The sequence below is a fragment of the Comamonas piscis genome, from assembly GCF_014109725.1.
In the GTDB taxonomy this organism is placed as follows: domain Bacteria; phylum Pseudomonadota; class Gammaproteobacteria; order Burkholderiales; family Burkholderiaceae_C; genus Comamonas; species Comamonas piscis.
On sequence record NZ_CP058554.1, the window covers coordinates 5,100,092 to 5,123,607 of the forward strand.

A 23,516-nucleotide genomic window follows, 5' to 3' on the forward strand; every position below is an offset into this window, starting at 1 on the left:
TAGCAACTATCTTTTGGATACGCTGCCATGACCTATTTATCTAAACCGACAGCACTCGGCAGGCCTTTGTTTAAAGCCATCAGCGTGAGCATGCTGCTGATCGCCGTGCACGCCATGGCCAGTACCGATCTGGCCACCGCCCCCCTGCAAACCTCCACCGCCACCCAGGTCAAGCCCAATATCTTCTTTGTGCTGGATGACTCGGGGAGTATGAAGTGGGACTTTATGCCCGACTGGGTCAACCAGGGCGAGGGCAATGACACGCTGAACCCGCCGGCATTGATCCGCAACAGCGGCTATAACGGTATCTACTACGATCCGGCCATTACCTATACGCCGCCCAAAAAATACGATGGCACCAGCTACGCCAGCTACACATCGGGCTGGAAAAGTGTTCCCTACGACGGCTTTGGCGTGCAGACTGCCACTGCCCAGCTGACCTCAGCCATTCAACGCAATCTCTTTACAGCCTCAACGGCGGGCACCACCCAAGATCTGACGGGCAGCACCTACGGGGCGCAGTTCTACACCTTTGTCGCTGGCGAATACTGCAAGTCGGCCAACCTGAAAGAGTGCAACACCCAAACGGCGGCATCGACGGAATACCCAATTGCAGCCAAGTTGCGCTGGTGCAGTGATAGCACCATGACGGATTGCCAAGCCTCTCGCATCGAATCAGATCCCGGGGACGGCAAGACCTATGAAGTCCCACGCTACCCGGGCAAGGAAATATCGCCTATATCCGCCACTGCGCAAGTGACAGTTTCCCAAGCTAGCAACAGCCGCAGCATCAGCAGCATCAAAGTCAATGGTTCGGAAATATTGTCGGCCTCTGCCAGCGGCAGCAGCAATAACAACCTTGCCGCTTCCATTGTCACCATGATCAACCGGTGCACGGCGAGTATTCCTCTGTTTAGCAGTTGCACGGTCGCCGGATATTCGGCGACGAGAAGTGGCGCAGTGGTGACAATCACCGCACCCACGACCCTGGGCAACCTGACAGCCACCCCGGCGGTGACGAAGACTAGCAGTTTGACTGTCGATGCCACGGCGTTCTCGGGTGGCAGAGCTACCTCGAACGTACCCGGCAGCAATATCCTGACCAGCATCGCTAGCGGCAGCAACTACCCCTATCCCGGCACGACTACCAAAGCATCCTCCCGCAGTGATTGCGCTGGTACGGTCTGCACCTATAACGAGGAAATGACCAATTACGCCAACTGGTGGGCGTATTACCGCACGCGCATGCAGATGACAAAGACAGCCACATCCAATGCGTTCGCCACGCTGGATGACAGCTTCCGCCTGGGCTACATGACCATCAACAACAACAATGGCAACAACAGCAATACCGGCAGCAAGAATAATACGGATGACGCCAAGAGCGACTTCCTCAATATCAATACCTTCAACGCTGAAGCAGGTCAGCAAAAGTCCAAGTGGTATTCCAAGCTCACTGCAGCCACGCCCAACAACGGCACATCGCTGCGCGTCTCGCTGTCGATTGCAGGCCAGCTCTATGCAGGCAAGCTCAATGGCGTACAGCAACTGTGGACGTCCGCATCTAGCGGCAAGAAATCCGGCGTCACCGTTACGGACCCGATGCAATACGCCTGCCAGCGCAACTACACCATGCTGTCTACCGATGGCTACTGGAACGGCAGTGGCGGCACGCAGGTCGATGGCAGCACCAGCATTGGCGATGAGGATGGCAGTGCCGCTCGTCCCTACAAAGATGGTAATAACCGCTCCAACACTTTGGCGGACGTAGCGGCTTACTACTACAACACCGACCTGCGCACCGCGGCGCTGAGCAACGCGACGGGCAACGGCGGTGCCGACGTGGCATCGAACAACGTGCCCGATGGCCAGCAGCGCATGTTCACGTCCACCGTAGGTCTGGGTGCATCCGGCTATATGCGCTACCAGAGCAACTACGCCAGCGCCACCAGTGGCGACTATTACGACATTCTTAAAGGAACCCAGACTTCCGCAGAAACCCGATCCAAGGGTGTTTGCAGCTGGCAGAACTCAGGCCAATGCAACTGGCCCACCCCAGTCGCTGACAGCCAGACCACTATCGATGACCTTTGGCACGCCGCCGTCAATGGCCGTGGCACCTATTACAGTGCCGGCAACCCTGCGGCCCTCAAGACAGGCCTGAGCAACTTCCTGCAAAGCGTCTCGGCAGCGACCGGTAATGCAGCGGCTGCCACCACCAGCAACCCCAACACCGTGCAGGGTGACAACTTCCTGTTCCAGTCCACCTTCCGCTCAGTCGACTGGTATGGCGAACTGGCGCGGTATCGCCTGGACCTGAACACCGGTGCGCAGATCCCCGATGCTGATTGGTCCCAGTCCGGCACCGTTTACTCGAACGCATCCGACCGAACCCTGGCATCCCCAACGCTGGATAACCGGGACTACACCCGTCGCAGCATCTATACCTATGACGGCAGCGCACGCGCCTCCTTTGACTGGGGATCGATGGATGCAACCATGCGCAGTCTGTTCAACCTCAGCGCCATCAGCTCGCTGTCCCAAATGTGCGAGGCCGGTGATACCTGCTTGGATACGGGATCCAAGGCCAACAGCACCACCGCCGGTACGACCACAGGTGCTGCAGGCATCAACCTCGTGAACTTCCTGCGTGGCGACCGCAGCAACGAAGGACCGGACAAGAGCACGTACTACCGCCAGCGCACCCATGTACTGGGCGATATCGTCGATTCGCAGGCCGTCTACGTCAAGCGACCCATGTTCAACTATGCCGACGCGGGTTACACCACGTTCAAGTCAGACAACGTGAGCCGCCAAGGCATGGTGTATGTGGGCGCCAATGACGGCATGCTGCATGCCTTCAATGCCGACAACGGCTCCGAATCCTGGGCCTATATTCCTTCGATGCTGCTGTCGCGCCTGTACAAGCTCGCCGACAAGAACTACAGCAACAACCACCAGTACTACGTCAACGCCACGCCCCAGCAAGGCGATGTCTACTACGACGATGCATGGCACACCATCCTGGTGGGTGGACTGGGACGCGGAGGCCGGGGCTTCTATGCGCTGAACGTCACTGATCCCACCTCACCCACCGTTTTGTGGGAGTTCACTGCCGACACCGCAGCGGGCAATGGCTATACACGCGATGCCGATCTCGGCTACTCCTTTGGCACGCCCGTCATCACCAAGCTGTCGGATGGCACCTGGGTGGTATTGCTCACTTCTGGCTACAACAACAATGAGGTGACGGGTGCCACCGGCGGCGGCTTTGTCTGGGTGCTGAACGCCAAGACAGGCGCCGTCATCAAGAAAATCGCTACCGGCGAAGGCTCACGCGCCAACCCCTCGGGTCTGGCTCGCATCCTGGCGTACTCTGAAACGGCGATGACCAACAACAAGGCCAGCACCGTGTATGGCGGCGACTTGCTGGGCAATGTCTGGCGCATGGATATCAGCGCACTAACCGCCGCTGGCGGCACGGCACCGGTGACCAAACTCGCTACCTTGCAGTACAGCAGTACCGCACAACCCATCACCGCCCGGCCGCAGGTCAGCAAGGTGGGTGATGCGCGTGTGGTGTTTATCGGTACCGGCCGCTACCTGGGTGTTTCAGACATCGCCAACACCGATGTGCAGTCCATCTACGCGATCAAGGACAGCAACAGCGCCTATGGCAACCCGCGCGACAGCACCTGCTCGGGCACCAGCAAGGTCAACTGCTTTGTCAAACAGACCTATGCCGACAGCAACAACAAGCGTACCGCCAGCTCTACCGTCAGCTTTGATGTGGACTTTGACACCATGCGTGGCTGGTACGCCGATCTGCCTGCCTCGGGCGAGCGCGCCAACACCGATCCTGCCTTGCAACTGGGCACACTGGTGTTCACCACCAATGTGCCTAGCGATGACAGCGCCTGCAGCCCTGGCGGCACCAGCAATATCATCTACGTCAACTACCGCACCGGCCTGGCGGTTCCCGGCAGCAGTGATATCGGCGGCCTGCTGTCCAGCAACGGCATCTCAGCGCTGGCCAGTGCCGCGACGCTGGTGCGCCTGCCCAATGGCAAGGTGGTGGCCATCGTCAACCTGTCCAACGGCACGACGGTGACCATTGAGATCCCCGTAGCCTCTAGCAACCAGAAGACCCGGCGTGTTTCCTGGCGTGAGTTGATCACTGGCCAATAAAAGCCATACCCTCAGCAAAAAACCGCAGCCAGGCTGCGGTTTTGCTTTTTCGACGCTGCGTACAGCCGGCGGCCAATGCCGTTTAGCAGCGCATCACCCCAGCGCCACCCGCATCTGGTCAATCACCGCCTTGTAATCGGTCTTGCCAAAAATCGCACTGCCCGCCACAAAGGTGTCGGCACCGGCATCCGCCACGCGGCGGATATTGCTTTCCTTGATGCCGCCGTCGACTTCCAGGCGGATGTCCTTGCCGCTGGCTTCGATGCGTTTGCGCGTCGCTTCGATCTTGCGCAGGGTCGAGTCGATGAAGCTCTGGCCGCCAAAACCGGGGTTGACGCTCATCAGCAAGATCAGGTCGATGTCCTCGATCACCCAGTCCAGCACGTCCAGCGGCATCGCCGGGTTGAACACAAGGCCGGCCTTGCAGCCCTGTGACTTGATGGCCTGGATGCTGCGGTGCGCATGGGCCGATGCGTCGGGGTGGAAGCTGATATAGTCGGCGCCTGCCTGCGCAAAGGCCGCTGCCAGCTCGTCCACCGGCTGCACCATCAGGTGCACATCGATAGGGGCTGGTGTGCCGTCAGGCTTGATGGCATGGGGCTTCAAAGCCGCGCAAACCATGGGCCCGAAGGTCAGATTGGGCACGTAGTGGTTGTCCATTACGTCAAAATGTATCCAGTCGGCGCCAGCGGCCAGTACGTTACGTACTTCCTCGCCCAGGCGGGCAAAGTCTGCAGACAGGATCGAGGGGGCAATTCGGTAGGTGGAGCTCATCCCTCTATTGTCGCAGTTAGTATTTCTACCTGACTTCAATCCAGTTTCACATGCCAAAGTTCCAGTTCGAGGTGTCGGTGACACCGCAGTACCTGCCTGAGCAGTCCATGCCCGAGGCCGGCGTGTTCCACTTTGTCTATAACATCATCATTCACAACAGCGGTCAGATGCCTGCACAGCTGATTGCACGCCACTGGATCATCAAGGACGCCAACGGTCTGGTCCAGGAGGTCAAGGGCCTGGGCGTGGTCGGCCACCAGCCCTTGCTCTCGCCCGGCGAATCGTTTGAATACCAAAGCCAGTGCCGCCTGGCCACTGCCCAGGGCAGCATGGAAGGCAGCTACCTGTGCATCAGCGAAGAGGCGGAAACCTTTGACTGCCCGATCCCGCGCTTCACGCTCGATGCCACCCAGTACCCACCGCAGGACGACGACCTGGCCCAAGGACGAGTGCTGCACTGATGTTCCGCAAGAAAAAACCAGATCCGCTGCCGCAACTGCTCGCAGCGCTGGATCCCGATGCCCCGCTGGCTGAGCGCAATCTCTGGATCATCGAGATCTTTGCCTGGATTCGTGGCCAGCAAAACTCGGTGGATGGCGCCGTCGCACGCGTCAGCCAGCTGCTGGACGCCATCGATGGCGATACCGCCCTGCGGGAAAAAGTGCAGCGCTGGTGGTCGGTACAGCTGCAAACCGTGGACCTGACCGCGCTGCTGGCCGATTTTGGTTTTGCGCCGCGCACCGCTTTCTTCAACGAGATGGCCGAGCGCCTGCGCTGGAAGCTGCTGCCCTCCACACCCGAGACGATTGACGCCACCGTGCTGTTCTCGATGGCGCTGCACACGCCCTTCGATGCCCAGTGGCTCAAGGCCATGGACAAGCCCCTGCTGGAGCGCATCGCCCAGCTGCTGTCGCCCGGCTTTGTGTCGCTGGAGGTGATGGTCGTCCCCACCCAGATCGCGCAGAGCGATGTGGATGCCGGCAGCATCGTCGGCCTGGAGCACTACGGCAACCGCCTCTCCCCCTGGCAGCATTTGGTGCTCAATGCCATCACCTACTGCGCCGGCCAGATTCTGGCGGCTGGCTTTGCGCCCGAGCTGCGCTTGCGCATGAGCGGCAGCGCCAAGAACACCCAGCCCTTCTACAGCCTCATCAGCGGCGTGGAAGAGCTGCGCCGCGCGATGCTGCACCACAGCCCCAAGGCCGCCGATGTGGCCGAGGCCGAGGAGAGCGTGCGCCGCAGCCTGGACGACTGCCGCACCGCCGTCGCCTCCATCTACGAGCATTTTGAAGACAACGGCGTGTCGGTCGGCGTTGTGTTCCGCCTGCGCCAGCTGCGCATGCGCATTCTGCGGGTGCGGGAGCTGCTCGATTGCCTGCTGTCGGCCAACCCCAAGGTCATCACCGCCAAGCTGCTGGCCCACCTGGTCGCCGTGGGCCTGGAACGCCAAAGCATCCGTGCGCTGATTTCGTCCAACTCGTCCCTGCTGGCCTCCAAGGTGGCCGAGCGCAGTGCCGAAACCGGCGAGCACTACATTACCCGCGACAAGCGCGAATACGCACAGATGGCGCGCAAGGCGGCCGGTGGCGGCCTGGTGATGGCCTTCACCACCTTGATCAAGTTCGCGCTGCATGCGGTCGCCATCTCCGCCTTCTGGGGCGGCTTTATTGCCGGCATCAACTATGCGCTCAGCTTTGTGCTGATCCAGCTGCTGCACTTCACCGTCGCCACCAAGCAGCCGGCGATGACCGCCCCGGCCATGGCCGCCAAGCTCAAGGAATCGGGCGATACCGAGTCCGGCATTGCCTCCTTTGTCGACGAGGTCAGCTACCTGGTGCGCTCCCAGGTGGCCGCCGTGCTGGGCAATGTGTTCACCGTCTTCCCGATGGTGCTGCTGCTCACCTGGGGCTGGGCCCGTGCCACCGGCACACCGTTTATCGACCAGCATGAGGCCGAGCAGACCTTGCAATCGTTGACCTTGCTGGGCCCCTCGGTGTTCTATGCCGCGTTTACCGGCGTGCTGCTGTTCTCCTCCAGCATCATTGCCGGCTGGACGGAGAACTGGTTCGTGCTGCACCACATGGACTCTGCCATCCGCTACAACCCCGGCATCACCCGCTTTCTGGGCAAGGCGCGCGCAGCGCGTTGGGCCGGCTTTATGCGCCGCAACATATCGGGCTTTGCGTCCAATATCTCGCTGGGTTTCATGCTCGGCCTGATTCCGGTGCTGGCGCAGTTCTTTGGCCTGCCCATCGACATCCGCCATGTGACCCTGGCCGCCGGCCAGATCGCCGCGGCCGCCACCAGCATGGGGTTGGAGGTGCTGCACTACCACGGCTTCTGGCTTTGCGTGGTGGCGCTGCCTTTCCTTGGTGGTCTCAATATCCTCGTCAGCTTCTACCTGGCGTTCCGCCTGGCACTGCGCGCGCAAAACGTCAGCAATGTCGAGCGCTCGCATATCTACAAGGCGCTCATCAAGCGGGTGCTGACCCGGCCGCTGAGCTTTTTGCTGCCGCTGCGCCTGAACCGCGACGGCACGCCAGGAGGACGCTGACATGGCCCTGGGCGAGTTCGCACTGATTGCGCAGTATTTCAAACGCCCGGTGCAGCGGGCCGTGTTGGGTGTTGGTGATGACTGCGCCCTGCTCGCCCCCCGGCCCGGCATGCAGCTGGCCATCTCTACCGACATGCTGGTGCAGGGCCGCCACTTTTTTGCCGATGTGGACCCGCGCACCCTCGGCCACAAGGCGCTGGCCGTCAACCTCAGCGACCTGGCCGCTACCGGCGCGCAGCCACTGGCCTTCAGCTTGGCGCTGGCGCTGCCTTCCGTCGATGCACCCTGGCTGCAAGGCTTTTCTGAAGGCATGTTTGCCTTGGCCGATGCCCATGGCTGCGAGCTGGTGGGCGGCGACACCACCCAGGGCCCCTTGAACATCTGCATCACCGTGTTTGGCGAGGTGCCAGCCGGCCAGGCGCTGCTGCGCAGCGGCGCCCAGCCGGGCGACGATATCTACGTCAGCGGCCACCTGGGCGATGCCCGCCTGGCGCTGGAGGCACTGCTCGGCCACATCTACCTACCGCCAGCCGCGCTGGCCGCTGCCCGCCAGCGGCTGGAAAGCCCCAGCCCCCGCGTAGCGCTGGGCACCGCGCTGCGCGGCATTGCCAGCAGCGCGCTGGACCTGAGCGATGGTCTGGTCGGCGACCTGGGCCATATCCTGCAAGCCAGCGCGGTCGGCGCCGAGCTGCAGGCCGATGAGGTGATCGCACGCATGGCAGCTACCGCGGGCGGCCCCGGCGTCGCCCTCAGCCTGCCCCGCGATCTGCAACTGCAATGCTGCCTGGCAGGTGGCGATGACTACGAGCTCTGCTTTACCGCCGCTGCGCACCAGCGCGATGCCGTGCAACAGGCCAGCCGCGCGGCGCAAACGCCGGTGCATTGCGTAGGCCGCATCACGGCTGAACCCGGTCTGCGCGTGGTCGATGCGCAAGGCCAGGCCATGGCGCAGCGCTGGGCCTCGTTTGACCACTTCAGCGCCTGAGTCCGCCACGCCCGCCGGCCCTGCACAGCAGCGGCCTGCAGGCTTATGATGGCGGGCATGAGCGACACGCCGTTTTCGACCTCCGCGCCCAGCGCCGCAGCAGCCCCCCGCCGCGCCAACTGGGCCTTTATGCTGCGCAACCCCCTGCACTGGATGGCGCTGGGCTTTGGCTCCGGCTTGAGCCCCATCGCGCCCGGCACGGTCGGCACGCTCTGGGCCTGGGTGGCCTACCTGGTGCTGCAGCTGTGGCTAACGCCAGCGGCGATTGGCTGGGTGATTGCCGGCTCCATCGTGGTGGGCTGGTGGGCCTGCACCGCCACCGCGCGCAACCTGGGGGTGGCCGATCCCGGCGCCATCGTCTGGGATGAGGTGGTCGCTTTCTGGCTCATTCTCTGGCTGGTCATGCCCACCGGCTTCTGGGGCCAGCTGGGGGCCTTTGTGCTGTTCCGCTTTTTCGATGCCGTCAAACCCCAGCCGGTGCGCTGGGCGGACCGCTGCTTCAAAGGCTTTGGCTGGGGCGGCGGATGGGGCATCATCTGGGACGATCTGGTCGCCGCTTTCTGCACCTTGCTTGTCATCGCCATCGGGAGACATCTGCTATGAACGCCACCGCCGCCTTGCTGACCAAAGATGGGCTGCCCATCCCAGAAACCGTGGCCGAGCTGGCCCAGCACCTGGGCCAAAAAGGCTGGCTGATGGCCACCGCCGAAAGCTGCACCGGCGGCCTGATTGCAGGCGCCTGCACCGAGCGGCCCGGCTCCAGCCAGTGGCTGGACTGCGGCTTTGTCACCTATTCCAACCGCGCCAAATCCGCGATGCTGGATGTACCGGCGGCATTGATCGCCACCCATGGCGCCGTTAGCGAGCCGGTGGCCCGCGCGATGGCCCAGGGTGCCATTGCCCAGTCGCAGGCCCAGGTCAGCGTGGCCGTGACCGGTGTGGCCGGCCCCGATGGCGGCAGCGCCAGCAAGCCGGTGGGCACCGTCTGGTTTGCCTGGCAGGTGGCCGGCCAGCTGCACAGCGAAATGCAGCGTTTTGACGGCGACCGCCACGCCGTGCGCCAAGCCACCGTGCAGCATGCGCTGCGCCGCCTGCTGGCGCTGGTGCAGGGCGCAGCCGGGTAAGCGCTGTCCGACACCCACACTTTGTCTTCGCCGATGGAGGCCCGGCCACAGATGGCCGACACTGCAGTCATGGCAATCGGTTTGCCACGCCAATTTTGACTGACAGCCGATAAGGCCCAACGAGGAGAATTGAGATGAAAAGACTTGCAATCACCGCTGCATCCGTCGTGCTGGCCCTGAGCGGCCTCACCGCCTGCTCCAGCAATCCCACTAATGCCCAGATCGGCACCGGCGTCGGCGCCGTAGCCGGTGGTGTGTTGGGTGATGCCGTATTCGGCTCAACCTTGGGCACCATTGGCGGTGCTGCCGCAGGTGCCTATTTTGGTAACCAGGTCGGCGATAACATGGATGGCAACCGCCGCCGCCGTTAAGCACTCAATGTTGGGGGCCCAAGCGGCCTCCGCGTTTAGGCCGCTTACTGGCTCGCTGCCATCAGCAGCACCAGCACCAACAACACCGCCAACGCGGTAAACAGTATTTTTACCCAGCTATAGGGTTGCTCACCGGCTATCTGGCCGGTGTAGCCATTGGCAAGCACCTGGTAGCTTTTGCTGCCGTACGTATAGCCCACCAGCCAGACAGGTACCAGCACATGCTTGAAGCTGCGCCCCTGGTACTGGCGTTGCACCTGCAGGTTGCGGTAGGTGTCGCCAGGCACTTGGCGGGCGCACAGCGCTTCCACCTGCTGGTCCATATCCCCTTCGTTAATTTTGGCGGCTTTACCCAGATCGACCTGGTAGCGCTCCACGGTCCAGCCGCGCACAAACTCCGGTGAATAGGGTTTCAAATCGCTGCGCGTCGGGAAGGGCTCCACCTTGCGCAGCAGGCTGGCATGCACGCCTACCGTGCCCGGCACCAGCTCATCATCAAAGAAATGTTGCAGGCTGCCCGATGCGGGCTCCCAGCGCACCTGCCGTACCTGGCGCGTGCTGATGTTGCCATTCGCATCGCGGTACTGCTCGGTGGTGTAGTAATAAAAGCCGGCGTCTGCCCGCCACTGCGCCTGCACATGGGCATCAAAGGTCCAGTACGGTAGGTAGATGCCTTTCAGGGTATCGGTCAGCGCGGCATTCTTCAACTTGTTGGGCGCAAACCAGCGGCTGCCATACCATTTGCGGATCAGGTCGCGCACTTGGCCGTCGCTCACCTTGAAGGGCAGCAGGCTTTGGGGCGTGATCGCGTCGTTGCGCTCCTCATGCGCCTGGATGGCGGGCGAGCCGCAAAAATCGCAGCGCGATGCGACCCGGCCATCGACAAACACCGAAATCGCCCGGCAGTTCTGGCACTGGTACTCGCGCCGGGCATCGCCCCAGCCGCGCCCGCTGTGGGGGTTGGCCAGCGCGGCCGCCAGGTCCTGCTCGACGACATCGCCGCCCAACTGCTGTTGCTGCTCCTCGGTCCAGGGCACCTCCGTGCCGCAGTACGGGCATTTGAGCGACTGCGCCTTCGCATTCCACTCCAGATTGCCGCCGCATTCGGGGCATACATGCTTGGCCACCATCGAGGTCGGTGGCGGCGCAAAGGGATCAGCGGTGGGGGTGGGGGATGTCACAGTCAAACTCAGTGCCGGCGCAGAGCCGGTCTGCACCATGGGCGATCGATACAGGGGCCGAAACAGCGATGCATTCACCCGCCAACACGGGTGAATGCGCGGTCACCGCGCTTAGCCGCGCAGGAACTCGTTCAACGACTCCTGCGAGATGCGCCAGGCGCTGCCAATCTTGCGGCCCTTGAGGGCACCCGATTCCAGCTCAGTGACGACATCCTGCACCGTCACGCCCAGCGCCTGTGCGGCCTGCTCCGGCGTCAGCACCTGCACGCCGCCTGCAGCGGGGGCCACAGGCGCGGATTGCGCCGCCTGTGCCGCAGCGGGTGAGAAGGGGTCGCTGGCAGCGCCACCGGACGGCTGCTGCATGCCCTTCATCATCTCCTGCGCCATGCCAAAGCCCATCGCCATCGTCGCGGGGATGGTGGCCGCTGCCGCACCCTCGCCGCCATTGGCCATGGCCTGGCCCATCTGGTACTTCACATAGTCGTTGAGGTTGCCGATCGCGCTCATCGACGAGCGTTTGTCGATGGCCTGCTCCACCTCGGGCGGCACCGACACGTTTTCCAGCAGGAAGCTAGTGATCTCCAGGCCGTACTTGTCGGTGACGGCGGGGTTGATCAGCTGCAGCAGCGCATCGCCCATCTCGGTGTAGCGCTGGGCCACATCGAGCACGGGCACCTGGGCCTTGGCCAGCGCTTCGCTGAAGATGCTGACAATGCGCGAACGCATGGTGTCGGCAAACTCGTCGAGGCGGAAATTCTGGTCCGTGCCCGCCACTTCCTTGAGGAACTTGGCCGGCTCGACGATGCGGAAGTCATAGGTGCCGAAAGCGCGCAGGCGCACGACGCCAAAGTCCTTGTCGCGCATCATCACCGGGTTGGAGGTGCCCCATTTGTTGCCGGTGAAGAGGCGCGTGTTGACGTAGTAAACATCGCATTTGAACGGCGAGTTGAAGCCGTACTTCCAGCCGCGCAGGGTCGACAGAATCGGGATGTTCTGCGTCGTCAGCTGGTGGCGGCCGGGGCCGAACAGGTCGGCGAACTGGCCTTCGGAGACAAACTGCACCTGCTGCGATTCGCGCACGATCAGCTGGGCGCCGTTCTTGATTTCCTTGTCTTCATCCGGCCAGCGGTACGACAAGGTGTCGCGCGAGTCATCGGTCCACTCGATGATCTCGATCAGTTGCTTGGTGATGATATTCATGAGGTTCATCGGAGATCCTTGGCCAAAAGAGGATGAAAACCAGGCCATTCTAGAGCCACTGCCCGCTTGCGGCCATGTCAATCGGGGCCCGCACGGCAAAACAGCCGCAAAAGCGGCTGTTGTCAGAGGGAAGGCTCAAGACGCGCGATCAGGCACCGCAGCACTTCTTGAACTTCTTGCCGCTGCCGCAAGAGCAGGGGTCATTGCGGCCGGGCACCTCGCCCTTGACGATGGTGGCCTGGCGCGGACCCATGCTCTTCCAGATCTGGCGCAGGTCATACACCGCCCAGATGGCTTCGCCAAAGGTCTCCACACGCTCCTGGCTGGTGCTCGCGGGGCCGTTCTCGTCGTACATGCAGACGGTGGGGGTACCGGTGTCGTCCTCGGTCAGGGCCACCACCGATTCCAGCGCGTCATTCAGCCAGCGGGCGGCTTCCTTGTCGCGCGGTGCGGCCCATTCGTCTTCCCAGTTTTCCACCGCAAACATAAAGCCCAGCGCCCAGACCTGGCCGAACGACGGAATCTCTTGGCCGTCCAGCTCCTGGCGCTCTTCCTCGGGGAGGCTGGCAATGGCGCCGCGCATGTCCATGGCATCGGGCTGGAAGGTGTCGTCCTCTTCCAGGCTCTTCACATCGGCGTCGAGCTGGCCGGTTACCTCATTCCAGCGGATCTGCCAGAGTTCCAGAAAACGGTCTTGCTGCGCGCGGTCCTTGAAGGCCGGCAGCAGTGGCAGCTTGCCGTCGGCATCGCGCTCCAGCAGCTCGCCATCGCCCACCAGCATCGGCAGGTACTCTTCCACCGGCACCGCGCGGCGGGTGCAGACCAGCGCCGTCAGCACACCGTCGGCAAACTCCCACTGGGGAATCTCTTCGGCGCGGCTGCGCATGTCTTCCAGGATCTGGTCGATCTCGGTCAACTGGTCGTCATTCAATCCTTCGGGAATTTGGGGCTGGGTCATGGGAGCTCTCTCAATAGGGGGCCGCACAGCTCAAACCCCTGCGTGCTTGCAATGTCACCCGCGGCCCCTATGATGGGTCTGGTTTTGTAACAACAATGCAATAGGCAGACGGCCGCTGCGCCAGGCAGGGCCTGCAGTGTAGCGCCAGCTGGGCGCCTATGCTGCGGCCTGGGATTTGTGCGCCGCTCCGGCCGGCTTGACCTGCACAGTGCCCCCCATGAACCACCTCCACAAGCTTTTCCCCGTACGCTACACCGTCATGGTGCTGTGCATGCTCCTGCTGCTGGTCGGCATCGTCGCGCTGGTTATGCAAGGCAGCGCCTGGTGGTGGCTGGCCGTGCTGGCCGGCGCCACACTCAGCCTGCTGGGCCTGCGCGACCGCCGCCAGACGCGCCATGCCATCTTGCGCAACTACCCGGTGATCGGCCATATGCGCTTTTTTCTGGAGTTCATCCGCCCGGAAATGCGCCAGTACTTTATCGAAAGCGACACCGAGGCCCTGCCCTTCTCGCGCGCCCAGCGCTCGCTGGTCTACCAACGCGCCAAGGGCGATCCGGACAACCGCCCCTTTGGCACCCTGATCGATGTGGGCGCACGCGGCTACGAATGGATCAACCACTCGATGGCGCCCACCCGGCTGGACGGCCATGATTTCCGCGTCTGGATCGGTGGCTCGCCCGATGCGCCATCGCTGTCGGCCTCGCCCTGCACCCAGCCCTACCATGCCAGCGTCTTCAACATCTCGGCGATGAGCTTTGGCGCGCTGTCGGCCAATGCCATCCTGGCGCTGAACAAGGGCGCGCAGATCGGCGGCTTTGCCCATGACACCGGCGAAGGCTCGATCAGCCAGCACCACCGCGTGCATGGCGGCGACCTGATCTGGGAGGTGGCCTCGGGCTATTTTGGCTGCCGCAATGATGACGGCAGCTTCAGCGAAGAGCGCTACATCGCCAACGCCACCCAGCCCCAGGTCAAGATGATCGAGCTCAAGCTCAGCCAGGGCGCCAAGCCCGGCCATGGCGGCGTGCTGCCCGGCGCCAAGGTCACCCCCGAGATAGCGGCCGCGCGCGGTATTCCGGTGGGCATCGACTGCATCTCGCCGGCCCGGCACAGCGCCTTCTCCACGCCCGAGGAGATGATGCATTTCATCGCCCGGCTGCGCACACTCTCCGGTGGTAAGCCCACCGGCTTCAAGTTCTGCCTGGGCCACCCCTGGGAATGGTTTGCCATCGTCAAGGCCATGCTCAAGACCGGCATCACGCCGGATTTCATCGTGGTCGATGGTGCCGAAGGCGGCACTGGCGCAGCGCCGGTCGAGTTCACCGACCACGTCGGTGTGCCGCTGCAAGAAGGCCTGCTCTTGGTACACAACACCTTGATCGGTGTGAACCTGCGGGACCGCATCAAGCTGGGCGCCGCCGGCAAGGTCATCACCGCGTTTGACATCACCCGCATGATGGCGCTGGGCGCCGACTGGTGCAATGCCGGCCGGGGCTTCATGATGGCGCTGGGCTGCATCCAGGCCCAGACCTGCCACACCGGCAACTGCCCCACCGGGGTCACCACGCAAGATGGTGTGCGCCAGCAGGCGCTGGTCGTGCCCGACAAGGCGACGCGCGTGGCCCAGTTCCATAAAAGCACCCTGCATGCGCTGCAGGAGCTGGTGCAGGCCGCAGGCCTCAAGCACCCCTGCGAGCTCAATGCCCACCACATCGTGCGCCGCATCAGCGACACCGAGGTGCGCCTGCTGTCCAACCTGCTGCTGCAGGTGCGTCCCGGCGCCTTGCTCAACGATCTGGAACACCAGCACGATGTCTTCCGCACCTACTGGCCGCTGGCCAGCGCCGAGAGCTTCCAGCCGCTGGCGCAGCCCCATGTCAAACCCTCGGCCCCGGCCGACCACCAGGACATGGTGCCCCAGGCGGCGGGCGGGCGTTGAGCGGACGATAGATAATGCAAGGTTTTGACTTTTGCTGGAGTGGCCGCTACGGCGTGCGCCCCGCTTGCGCATGACCGATTCCGCTTCTTTTTCTCTGCCCCCTGCCCCCTCCGATGCGCTGCCGGGCGCCTTGCCGGACGAGCGCCCGGACTATGCCGCGTTTTTGCAGCAGCACCTGGCCAGCCAGGCCTTTAACGTCGTGCGCTATGAGCTGCCGGGTGAATCGGTCTGGCTGAAAAAAGCCGGCCCGGCGATTGCCGCCTGGCGCTACCGGGCCTTGGGCCTGCTCTCGCGCCTGCTGGATGTACCCGTGCTGCAGCCCGTCGTCAACCCCGGCGGGCAAGCCGCCATTGCGACGGAAGTGCGCCGCCTGCGCGATCTGCATGCAAGAGGCCTGCGCGTGCCGCTGGTGCTGGCCGATGCGCCCGAGGGCTTTCTGATGCGCCACCTGGGCCTGCCCGGCGGCAACACGCCATCGCTCAGCGACGAGATCGAAGCCGCCGCGCTGCAGGCCCCCGCCAACACCTTGCTGCTGTGGCAGCAGGGCTTTGCCGCGCTGCAACGCGTGCACGCCAGCGGTACCTGCCTGAGCCAGGCCTTTGCCCGCAACATGGTGCGCTGCCCCGATGGCGTCATCGGCTATATCGATTTTGAAGACGACCCGCTGGCGACTCTGCCGCCTGCGCTGTGCATCGTCAAAGATGCGCTGTGCTACGCCCATTCCACCGCGCTGTTCCTGCAAAATGCCGGCACCTTGGAGGCCGCACGCACCGATTGGCATGCCTGGCTGGCGCAGACCGATCCTGCCGTGCGCGCCGCGCTGGAGCGCACCGTGCAGCAGATGCGCTGGGTCGGCAAGCTGCCCAACCAACGCAAGCTGGGGCGTGATACCTTGCGCCTGCGGGCGATGGTCGGCCTGCTGCGTCCGCTGGACTGAAGCCTCTCGACCACGCAAAAAAATGGCCTGCATCAGCAGGCCATTGTGTTTGGAGCGAGGCCTTATCAGCCCTTGGCGGTATCCACCACCGGAACCTGCACGGGCACGTTCTCCAGCACCGGCTCATTGTTCAGCACCGCATTGAGCTTGGTGTAGTCCAGCGCGTTTTCCCAGCGCGACACCACCACGGTGGCCACAGCATTGCCGATGAAGTTGGTCAGCGAGCGGCATTCGGACATGAAACGGTCCACGCCCAGGATCAGCGCCATGCCGGCCACCGGCACTTCCGGCACCACGGCCAAGGTAGCAGCCAAGGTGATAAAGCCCGCGCCGGTCACGCCTGCAGCGCCCTTGGAGCTCAACATCGCCACCACCAGCAGCGCAATCTGGTGTCCCAGGGTCAGGTGGGTGTCGGTCGCCTGGGCGATGAACAGCGCAGCCAGGGTCATGTAGATATTGGTGCCATCCAGGTTGAAGGAGTAGCCGGTAGGAACCACCAGGCCCACCACGGACTTGCTGCAACCGGCTTTTTCCATCTTGCTCATCAGCGATGGCAGGGCCGATTCGGACGACGAGGTGCCCAGCACCAGCAGCAGCTCATCCTTGAGGTAGCGGATCAGCTTGAGCACCGAGAAACCACAGGCACGGGCCACGGCACCCAGAATCACCAGCACAAACAGCAGCGAGGTGATGTAGAAGGTGGCGACCAGCTCGGCCAGGTTCAGCAGCGAGCCCAGACCGAACTTGCCGATCGTGAAGGCCATCGCGCCAAAGGCGCCGATGGGAGCGAGCTTCATCACAATGTTGACCAACTTGAAGACGGGCTTGGTCAGCGATTCGAGCAGGTTGAGCACCGGCTTGCCGCTCTCACCCACCATGGCCAGCGAAACGCCAAACAGCACGGCCACCAGCAGCACTTGCAGAATGTTGTCGCCGACAAAGGGGCTGATCAGGGTCTTGGGGATGATGTCCATCACAAAACCGGTCAGGGTCATGTCATGCGACTTGGCCACATAGGAGCTGACTTCTTTCTGGTCCAGATCGGCCACATTGATGTGCATGCCGGCGCCCGGCTGCATCACATTGGCGACGATCAGGCCCACGATCAGCGCCAGGGTCGAGAAGGTCAGAAAGTACACCATGGCCTTGCCGAACACACGGCCCACGGTGCTCAGGTGCGTCATGTTCGCAATGCCGGTCACAATGGTCAGGAAAATCACCGGCGCGATGATCATCTTGATCAGCTTGATGAACGCATCGCCAAAGGGCTTCATCGCCGCACCATATTGGGGCTCGAAATGCCCCAACAAGACACCGATGGTGATGCCGATAATCACCTGGAAGTACAAAGTCCGGTAAAAAGGCGGTGCCTTGACGGGCACCTGGCTGGCGGTGGTATCGATCTGCATGGTGGGGCTCCAATATCTCGGCACCAACTCGGTGCGCTGAGGCGCGTTTGTATCCCAGCCCTTACAGATTGCCCATTAGACATTAGTATTAGGCCCCGCCTTCTCAGAGCTACGGAAAACCCAAACCCAGGGAAACTACCTAGGCATCCGTTACATGTTTCCGATCATTCCCCGCCGTTCCCTGCAATCTCTGTGGACCTTCTGCGCCGTGCTGCTCAGCACCGTGGCTGCCGCTGCGGGCGCCTGGCAGTGGATGCTGCAGCACAGCCTGGCCGAGGAAAACCTGCAGGCCCACCGCCAGCTGGGCCTGTATGCCCAGGCCATGGGCCAGCGGCTGGACCGCTACCGGGTGCTGCCCGATGTGCTGGCCCTCGATGCCGAGCTGCGCGAGGCGCTGAGCAGCCCGCAAAGCCCGGAGCAGGTGCGGCGCCTGAACCAGAAGCTCGAACAGGCCAATGGCGCCAGCCTGGCCTCCACCCTCACCTTGATCGATGCCCAGGGCGTGGCGCTGGCCGCCAGCAACTGGCGCACGCCGTCCAGCAATGTGGGCGAGGACTATAGCTTTCGGCCCTATGTGAAGCTGGCACTGGCCCAGGACAAGGGCAGCTTCTACGGCATCGGCATGACCACCGGCGAGGCCGGCTATTTCCTCTCGCGCGCCATCACCAGCGATGCCGGCGGCCAGCACCGGGTGCTGGGCCTGATTGCGATCAAGATCGTGCTGCTGGAGCTGGAGCGCGAATGGATCCAGAACCCCGACATCGTGCTGGCCAGCGATGCCAATGGCGTTGTGTTTCTGGCGAGCAACGAGGACTGGCGCTACCGCAAGCTCAAGACCATCGATGCCAGTGCGCAGCAGGAGATGGACCGCACCCAGCAGTACCGCAGCCAGCCGCTCAGAACCATGCGCTATACGCAGCTGCAACCGCTGGACGAAGGCGGCGCGCTGGTGCAGTGGCAGGACCCCGCCGTGGGCCGCAAGCTCTGGCAAAGCCTGGCCTTGCCCGACACCGGCTGGCAGCTGCACATCCTGCACGATGTGGACAACAGCGTCGCATCTGCCTGGTGGGCCGCTGCGGCGGCGGGGGGCAGTTGGCTCGCCTTGTCACTGCTGCTGCTGTATGCGCGCCAGCGCCAGCGCCTGTCTGCATTGCGCCAGCGCAGCCGCGAGGAGCTGGAAGCGCTTTTGAAGCAGCATGCGCAAGAGCTGCGCACCGCGCAGGACGGCGTCGTGGTCGCCGCCCACCAGGCCGGTGCCGGCCACAGCCCTAGCCTGGAACACCTGCCCCAGGGCGTGGTGGTGATCGATGCCGCGCTGAACCTGGTCGCCTGGAACTCGCGCTACCGGGAGCTGTTCCGGCTGCCGGCGGGCCTGTTGAAAGTGGGCATGTCCGTTGAGGAGCTGTACCGCTACAACGCACGCCGGGGCCTGCTGGGCTCGGGCGATATCGACGAGGCCATCGAGCGGCGCATGCAGTTTTTGCGCAGCGGCAAGCCCCATGCGCGCGAGAGCGAAAAGGCCGATGGCACCGTGCTGGAGATCCGTGGCAACCCCTTGCCCGATGGCGGCTTTGTGACTAGCTATGCCGACATCACCAGCTACAAGAATGCGGCACGGGAGCTGCGCTCCCTGGCCGACGCGCTGGAAAAACGCATTGCCGACCGCACCGAAGACCTGGCCCAGGCCAAGCGCGAGGCCGAGCAGGCCAACCGATACAAATCCAAGTTTGTGGCCGCCGCCGTACATGACCTGCTGCAGCCGCTGAATGCCGCGCGGGTGTTTGCGTCGCTGCTGCGCCAGCATGTACAGGGCGACAAAGCCTTGCAGCTGGCCAGCGATGTGGAAGGCGCGCTGGCCTCGCAGGACGACATCTTGAACAGCCTGCTCGATATCGCGCGCATGGAATCGGGCCAATTGGAGGTGAACCGCCGCGACTTTGCGCTGCAGCCCATGCTGGCCCAGCTGGGCAGCAGCCTGGGCGTGCTGGCCCAGGGCCATGGTTTGCAGCTGCAGCTCATCCCCTGCCGCGCGATGGTGCACAGCGACGAGGCGCTGCTGCGCCGCATCGTGCAGAACTTTCTGTCCAACGCCATCCGCTATACCCGCCAGGGCCGCATCGTGCTGGGCTGCCGCCGCGTGGGCAGCCATCTGCGCATTGAGGTGCATGACCAGGGCCCGGGCATTCCCGAGAGCCTGCACCGCGAGATTTTTGAAGAGTTCCGGCGGTTGGAGACTGGCCGCCAGCATGAGCGCGGCGCCGGCCTGGGGCTCGCCATTGTCGACCGCCTGGGGCGCCTGCTGCAGCACCCGATTGGGCTGCGCTCAAGCCTGGGCCGGGGCTCGGTGTTCTGGGTGGAGGTGCCGTTGAGCCAGGCCGCCCTGGCCCAGGAGTCAGCACGCCAGCCTGCCGAGGCAGCGCCTGCGGGTGGCAACCCTGCACCGCTGCAAGGCGCCAGCGCCTGGTGCATTGGTCAGGCCGCCATCACCACCGCAGCCCCACTGCTGCAGCGCTGGGGCTGCCAGGTGGCACCGCATGCCGATGCCGAAGCGGCCTTGGCGCAAGCGCAAAGCGGCCAGAGCCCTTGGCCGGCCTTTGTGGTGGTGGATGGGGTACATGCGACACCGGCGGCGATCCGTGCCTTGCTGGCCTGCGGGCCCAAGACGCCGGGCGTCGTCTGGCTCAGCAGGGATGCCGACCACCAGGATGCCGCCAGCCAGCAGGCCAGTGCCTGGGGTTGGGGGGTGCTGACGCAGCCTGCGCGGCCAGCCGCGCTGCGCGCGCTGGTCGGCCAGCTGCTGCTAAGAGCCGGTAACACGACCCAGCAAACCGAAGGTTTGCGGTTGAGACTAGGCGTCAAGCCGCAGGCAGTACAGTAGTACGACAAGGCTTGGCAACGACGTATCAAGGGTTGTGTTAGCGGCTCTAAGGCAGCGCTGAGTCGTCGGTGGGCATACCGCCATCCGCCTCCAGGTTGCGCACCAGCACGGCAACCTGGGTGCGGCTGTGGCAGCCGAGCTTTTTCAAGATGGCAGTCACATGCACCTTCACCGTGTGTTCGGTCACGCCCATCTCCTGCGCAATCTGCTTGTTGAGCAGGCCATCGGCCAGGTAGAGCAGGGTCTTGAACTGGTGGGGCGTCAGCTGTGCCAGGCGTGCGGCCAGCTCGGCATCTTCTTGCGACAGCTCAGCGGCCATCGACGGGAACACGGTATCGCCCTCCAGCACCGCCTCGATCGCTGCGGTGATCGCATCGGCCGCTGCAGCCTTGGAGATAAAGCCCGAGGCGCCAAACTGCTGGGCGCGGCGGATGATGCGCGGGTGGTCGTTGGACGAGATGACCACCACCGGCAGCTGCGGGTAGGCGCCGCGCACATGCAGCAGCGCCGAAAAACCATGCGTGCCCGGCATCGTCAGATCAAGCAGCACCAGCTCGATGCCGGGGTGGGCCGCCAGCGCTGCACTGAGCGAGCTGGCACTGGAGGCCTCCAGCACCTCAAAGGCGCCAAAGCGCCCCCGGATCACCTGCACCACGGCAGCGCGAAACAAGGGGTGGTCATCGGCAACAAGCAAGGCGGGAGGGGACATAGGCGATAGTCTGCCATGGCTGGGCTGTTTCCATGGAGCGCAGATCCCCCTAATCCCTCTAGCGCGCCGCTGTTTGTGCCTCAATCCATCGAGATTTTCGCCGCATCGACAATCGATTTCCAGTGCGCCGCATCGCGGGCCAGCAGCGGTTTAAACTCCGCAGGCGTTGAGCCCACGGGGATCAGGCCCATGTCCAGCAGGCGCTTGCTGATCTCGGGCATCTTGACGATGGCGGCCAGCTCATTGCCCAGCTTGTCCACAATCGGCTGCGGGGTGCTGGCGGGTACAAAGTAGCCAAACCAGCCATTGGCCTCAAAGCCGCTGTAGCCGGCCTCGGCCATGGTCGGCACATCGGGCAGTGCCGGGTGGCGCTGCGCGCCGGTCACCGCCAGGATGCTGACCTTGTCCGATTTGATATGCGGGTAGGCAGCAGCCGCATCGATAAAGGCCGACTCCAGCTGACCGCCCAGCATGGCCGCCATCTCGGGGCCCGAGCCCTGGTAGGGCACGTGGACCATGTCGATGCCGGCCTTGAGCTTGAGCTGCTCGCCATGCAGGTGCGACGAGGTGGCATTGCCGTAGGAGCCGTAGTTGAGCTTGCCCGGCTGGGCCTTGGCCTTGGCGACGAACTGCTGCAGGCTGGTGATGCCCGAACTGCGCGGCACAAACACCAGATCGGCCGACTTGACCGCCTGCGACACCGGCGCCAGATCGCTTAGCTGGTAAGGCACCTTTTTGTACAGCGCGGGGATCTGCACCAGCGCGGTGATGCCCAGCAGCACCGTGTAGCCATCGCCGGGCGCCTTGGCGACCAGGTCGTTGCCCATCATGCCGCTGGCGCCGGGCTTGTTGTCCACGATCACCGGCTGGCCCCAGCGCTGCGACAGCTGGGTGCCCATCAAGCGGGCAATGATGTCGGTGCCACCCCCTGCCGGGTAGGGCACCACCAGCCGGATGGGCTTGCTGGGGTAGTTGTCGGCGGCCAGGGCACTGCCGGTGGCAAGCACCAGGGCAGCGCAGGCGGCAGTGGTGAGTACACGGCCCAGGGCCGAGCGTCGGTTTTGCATGGTTTGTCTCCTATTGCTGGTTATGCCGCTGGCGCGCTCTGTGGCGTGCTCCGGGCGGTTGTCATGGTCAAAGCGTTCGGGCAATGATTTCCTTCATGATCTCGTCGCTGCCGCCGTAGATGCGGCCAATGCGGGCATCGGTCCAGGCCCGGCCGACCTGGTACTCGGTCATGTAGCCGTAGCCGCCGTGCAGCTGCAAAAATTCGTCGAGCAGCTTGTTCTGCAGCGCCGTGGCATTGAGCTTGACCATGGCCGCGCGGTCCGGTGTCAGGTCGCGCGTCAGGTGCAGGCGCATGCAGTCATCGACAAACACGCGCAGCATCGTCGCCTGGGCCTTGGCCTCGGCCAGCTTGAAGCGGGTGTTCTGGAAATCGAACACCGTCTGGCCAAAGGCCTTGCGCTCGCGGGTGTAGTCCACGGTCTTCTGCAAAAAGGCCTCGATCGACATGGCAGCCCGCACCGCCACCACCAGGCGCTCCTGCGCCAGCTCGTGCATGAGGTACTTGAAGCCCATGTTCTCTTCGCCCAGCAGGTTGTCTACCGGCACGCGCACGTTGTCAAAGAACAGCTCCGAGGTGTCCTGCGCCATCAGGCCGATCTTCTCCAGCTTGCGGCCTTTGGCAAAGCCGGGGGTGCCGTCTTCGACGACGATCAGCGACACGCCCTTGGCTCCCAGGTCGGGCGCCGTCTTGCAGACCACCACGACGATCTCGGCATTGATGCCATTGGTGATAAAGGTCTTGGCGCCATTGATCACATAGTGGTCGCCGTCGCGCTTGGCCGTCGTGCGCACCGATTTGAGATCGCTGCCCGCGCCGGGCTCGGTCATCGCAATCGCGCCAATCATCTCGCCCGCCGCCATCTTGGGGAGCCAGCGGTCCTTTTGCGCGGTATTGCCATAGGCATGGATATAGGGCGCAACGATGTCCGAGTGCAGCGGAAAGCCCAGGCCGCTGGCACCCGTGCGGGCAATCTCCTCGATCAGCACGGCGGCATGGCCAAAATCGCCGCCGCTGCCATAGGGCTCGGGCAGCATGGTGTTGAGCAGGCCCTCGCGGCCGGCCTTGCGCCAGACCTCCTTGGGGACGATGCCATCGCGCTCCCACTGCGCATGGAAGGGCACGATTTCCTTGTCAAAGAAATGGCGGACGGCGTCACGGAACTGCACATGGTCTTCGCGGAACACGCTGCGTTGGGTCAGGTCTTGCATGGTTGTCAGGGGTGAAATAAAGATAAATAAGT

18 protein-coding genes are annotated in these 23,516 nt (G+C 63.6%); 10 read left to right on the forward strand and 8 right to left on the reverse strand.

Translation table 11 applies throughout. The annotated features are described in order from the left end of the window. Nucleotides 1-27: 27 nt before the first annotated feature. Nucleotides 28-4,188 (forward strand): pilus assembly protein, encoded by a 4,161-nt coding sequence (locus HS961_RS23065; RefSeq protein WP_182325730.1) that lies wholly within the window; start codon nt 28-30, stop codon nt 4,186-4,188. 93 nt (nt 4,189-4,281) lie between these two features. Here the strand turns inward: HS961_RS23065 and rpe are convergent, their stop codons facing one another. Continuing rightward, nucleotides 4,282-4,962 carry a ribulose-phosphate 3-epimerase gene (gene rpe, locus HS961_RS23070; RefSeq protein WP_182325731.1) on the reverse strand — a complete coding sequence of 227 codons (681 nt, stop codon included), beginning with the start codon at nt 4,960-4,962 and terminating at the stop codon, nt 4,282-4,284. Nucleotides 4,963-5,012: 50 nt separating this feature from the next. Between rpe and apaG the strand changes: the two genes are divergently transcribed. The 6 genes from apaG to HS961_RS23100 all read left to right on the forward strand — a co-directional run bounded on the left by apaG (nt 5,013) and on the right by HS961_RS23100 (nt 9,996). Next, nucleotides 5,013-5,423, forward strand: coding sequence for a Co2+/Mg2+ efflux protein ApaG (gene apaG, locus HS961_RS23075; RefSeq protein ID WP_182325732.1), 411 nt, complete (start codon nt 5,013-5,015; stop codon nt 5,421-5,423). Next, nucleotides 5,423-7,516 (forward strand): site-specific recombinase, encoded by a 2,094-nt coding sequence (locus HS961_RS23080; RefSeq protein ID WP_182325733.1) that lies wholly within the window; start codon nt 5,423-5,425, stop codon nt 7,514-7,516. The genes apaG and HS961_RS23080 overlap by 1 nt, the downstream gene beginning before the upstream one ends. A 7-nt stretch (nt 7,517-7,523) precedes the next feature. Beyond that, nucleotides 7,524-8,501: a thiamine-phosphate kinase gene (gene thiL, locus HS961_RS23085; RefSeq protein WP_182328406.1), complete on the forward strand. Its 978-nt coding sequence runs from the start codon at nt 7,524-7,526 to the stop codon at nt 8,499-8,501. A 129-nt stretch (nt 8,502-8,630) separates the two neighbouring features. Further along, nucleotides 8,631-9,104: a phosphatidylglycerophosphatase A gene (locus HS961_RS23090; protein ID WP_238347974.1), complete on the forward strand. Its 474-nt coding sequence runs from the start codon at nt 8,631-8,633 to the stop codon at nt 9,102-9,104. Beyond that, nucleotides 9,101-9,625 carry a CinA family protein gene (locus HS961_RS23095; RefSeq protein ID WP_182325735.1) on the forward strand — a complete coding sequence of 175 codons (525 nt, stop codon included), beginning with the start codon at nt 9,101-9,103 and terminating at the stop codon, nt 9,623-9,625. The genes HS961_RS23090 and HS961_RS23095 overlap by 4 nt, the downstream gene beginning before the upstream one ends. 134 nt (nt 9,626-9,759) lie before the next feature. Then, on the forward strand, nt 9,760-9,996 hold the full coding sequence (locus HS961_RS23100) for a glycine zipper domain-containing protein (RefSeq protein WP_182325736.1): 237 nt from the start codon (nt 9,760-9,762) through the stop codon (nt 9,994-9,996). 44 nt (nt 9,997-10,040) lie between these two features. Here the strand turns inward: HS961_RS23100 and HS961_RS23105 are convergent, their stop codons facing one another. From HS961_RS23105 to HS961_RS23115, 3 genes are all read right to left on the reverse strand, one after another. Further along, nucleotides 10,041-11,126, reverse strand: coding sequence for a zinc ribbon domain-containing protein (locus HS961_RS23105; protein ID WP_182328407.1), 1,086 nt, complete (start codon nt 11,124-11,126; stop codon nt 10,041-10,043). A 162-nt stretch (nt 11,127-11,288) separates the two neighbouring features. Continuing rightward, nucleotides 11,289-12,386, reverse strand: coding sequence for an SPFH and helix-turn-helix domain-containing protein (locus tag HS961_RS23110; RefSeq protein WP_182325737.1), 1,098 nt, complete (start codon nt 12,384-12,386; stop codon nt 11,289-11,291). Nucleotides 12,387-12,525: 139 nt separating this feature from the next. Continuing rightward, a complete protein-coding gene (locus HS961_RS23115) occupies nt 12,526-13,335 on the reverse strand; it encodes a UPF0149 family protein (protein WP_182325738.1) in 810 nt (269 codons plus the stop codon). A 217-nt stretch (nt 13,336-13,552) separates the two neighbouring features. Here HS961_RS23115 and HS961_RS23120 point away from each other — a divergent pair, with 217 nt between their 5' ends. Together HS961_RS23120 and HS961_RS23125 are read left to right on the forward strand one after the other, a co-directional pair. Then, the gene (locus tag HS961_RS23120) at nt 13,553-15,274 is read left to right on the forward strand and encodes an FMN-binding glutamate synthase family protein (protein WP_182325739.1); all 1,722 of its coding nucleotides are present in this window, start codon (nt 13,553-13,555) and stop codon (nt 15,272-15,274) included. Between the two features lie 70 nt (nt 15,275-15,344). Next, nucleotides 15,345-16,211: a hypothetical protein gene (locus tag HS961_RS23125; RefSeq protein WP_238347720.1), complete on the forward strand. Its 867-nt coding sequence runs from the start codon at nt 15,345-15,347 to the stop codon at nt 16,209-16,211. 65 nt (nt 16,212-16,276) lie between these two features. Here the strand turns inward: HS961_RS23125 and HS961_RS23130 are convergent, their stop codons facing one another. Then, on the reverse strand, nt 16,277-17,620 hold the full coding sequence (locus tag HS961_RS23130) for a dicarboxylate/amino acid:cation symporter (RefSeq protein WP_182325740.1): 1,344 nt from the start codon (nt 17,618-17,620) through the stop codon (nt 16,277-16,279). A gap of 154 nt (nt 17,621-17,774) precedes the next feature. Here HS961_RS23130 and HS961_RS23135 point away from each other — a divergent pair, with 154 nt between their 5' ends. After that, nucleotides 17,775-20,498 carry a PAS-domain containing protein gene (locus HS961_RS23135; protein ID WP_182325741.1) on the forward strand — a complete coding sequence of 908 codons (2,724 nt, stop codon included), beginning with the start codon at nt 17,775-17,777 and terminating at the stop codon, nt 20,496-20,498. Nucleotides 20,499-20,544: 46 nt separating this feature from the next. Here HS961_RS23135 and HS961_RS23140 read toward each other — a convergent pair whose 3' ends face one another. From HS961_RS23140 to HS961_RS23150, 3 genes are all read right to left on the reverse strand, one after another. Then, complete coding sequence (locus HS961_RS23140; RefSeq protein ID WP_133855887.1) at nt 20,545-21,207, reverse strand: response regulator; 663 nt, start codon at nt 21,205-21,207, stop codon at nt 20,545-20,547. 80 nt (nt 21,208-21,287) lie between these two features. Continuing rightward, nucleotides 21,288-22,274, reverse strand: a complete 987-nt coding sequence (locus HS961_RS23145) for a Bug family tripartite tricarboxylate transporter substrate binding protein (protein ID WP_182325742.1) — start codon at nt 22,272-22,274, stop codon at nt 21,288-21,290. A 67-nt stretch (nt 22,275-22,341) separates the two neighbouring features. Next, a complete protein-coding gene (locus HS961_RS23150; protein WP_182325743.1) occupies nt 22,342-23,484 on the reverse strand; it encodes an acyl-CoA dehydrogenase family protein in 1,143 nt (380 codons plus the stop codon). Nucleotides 23,485-23,516: the final 32 nt, after the last annotated feature.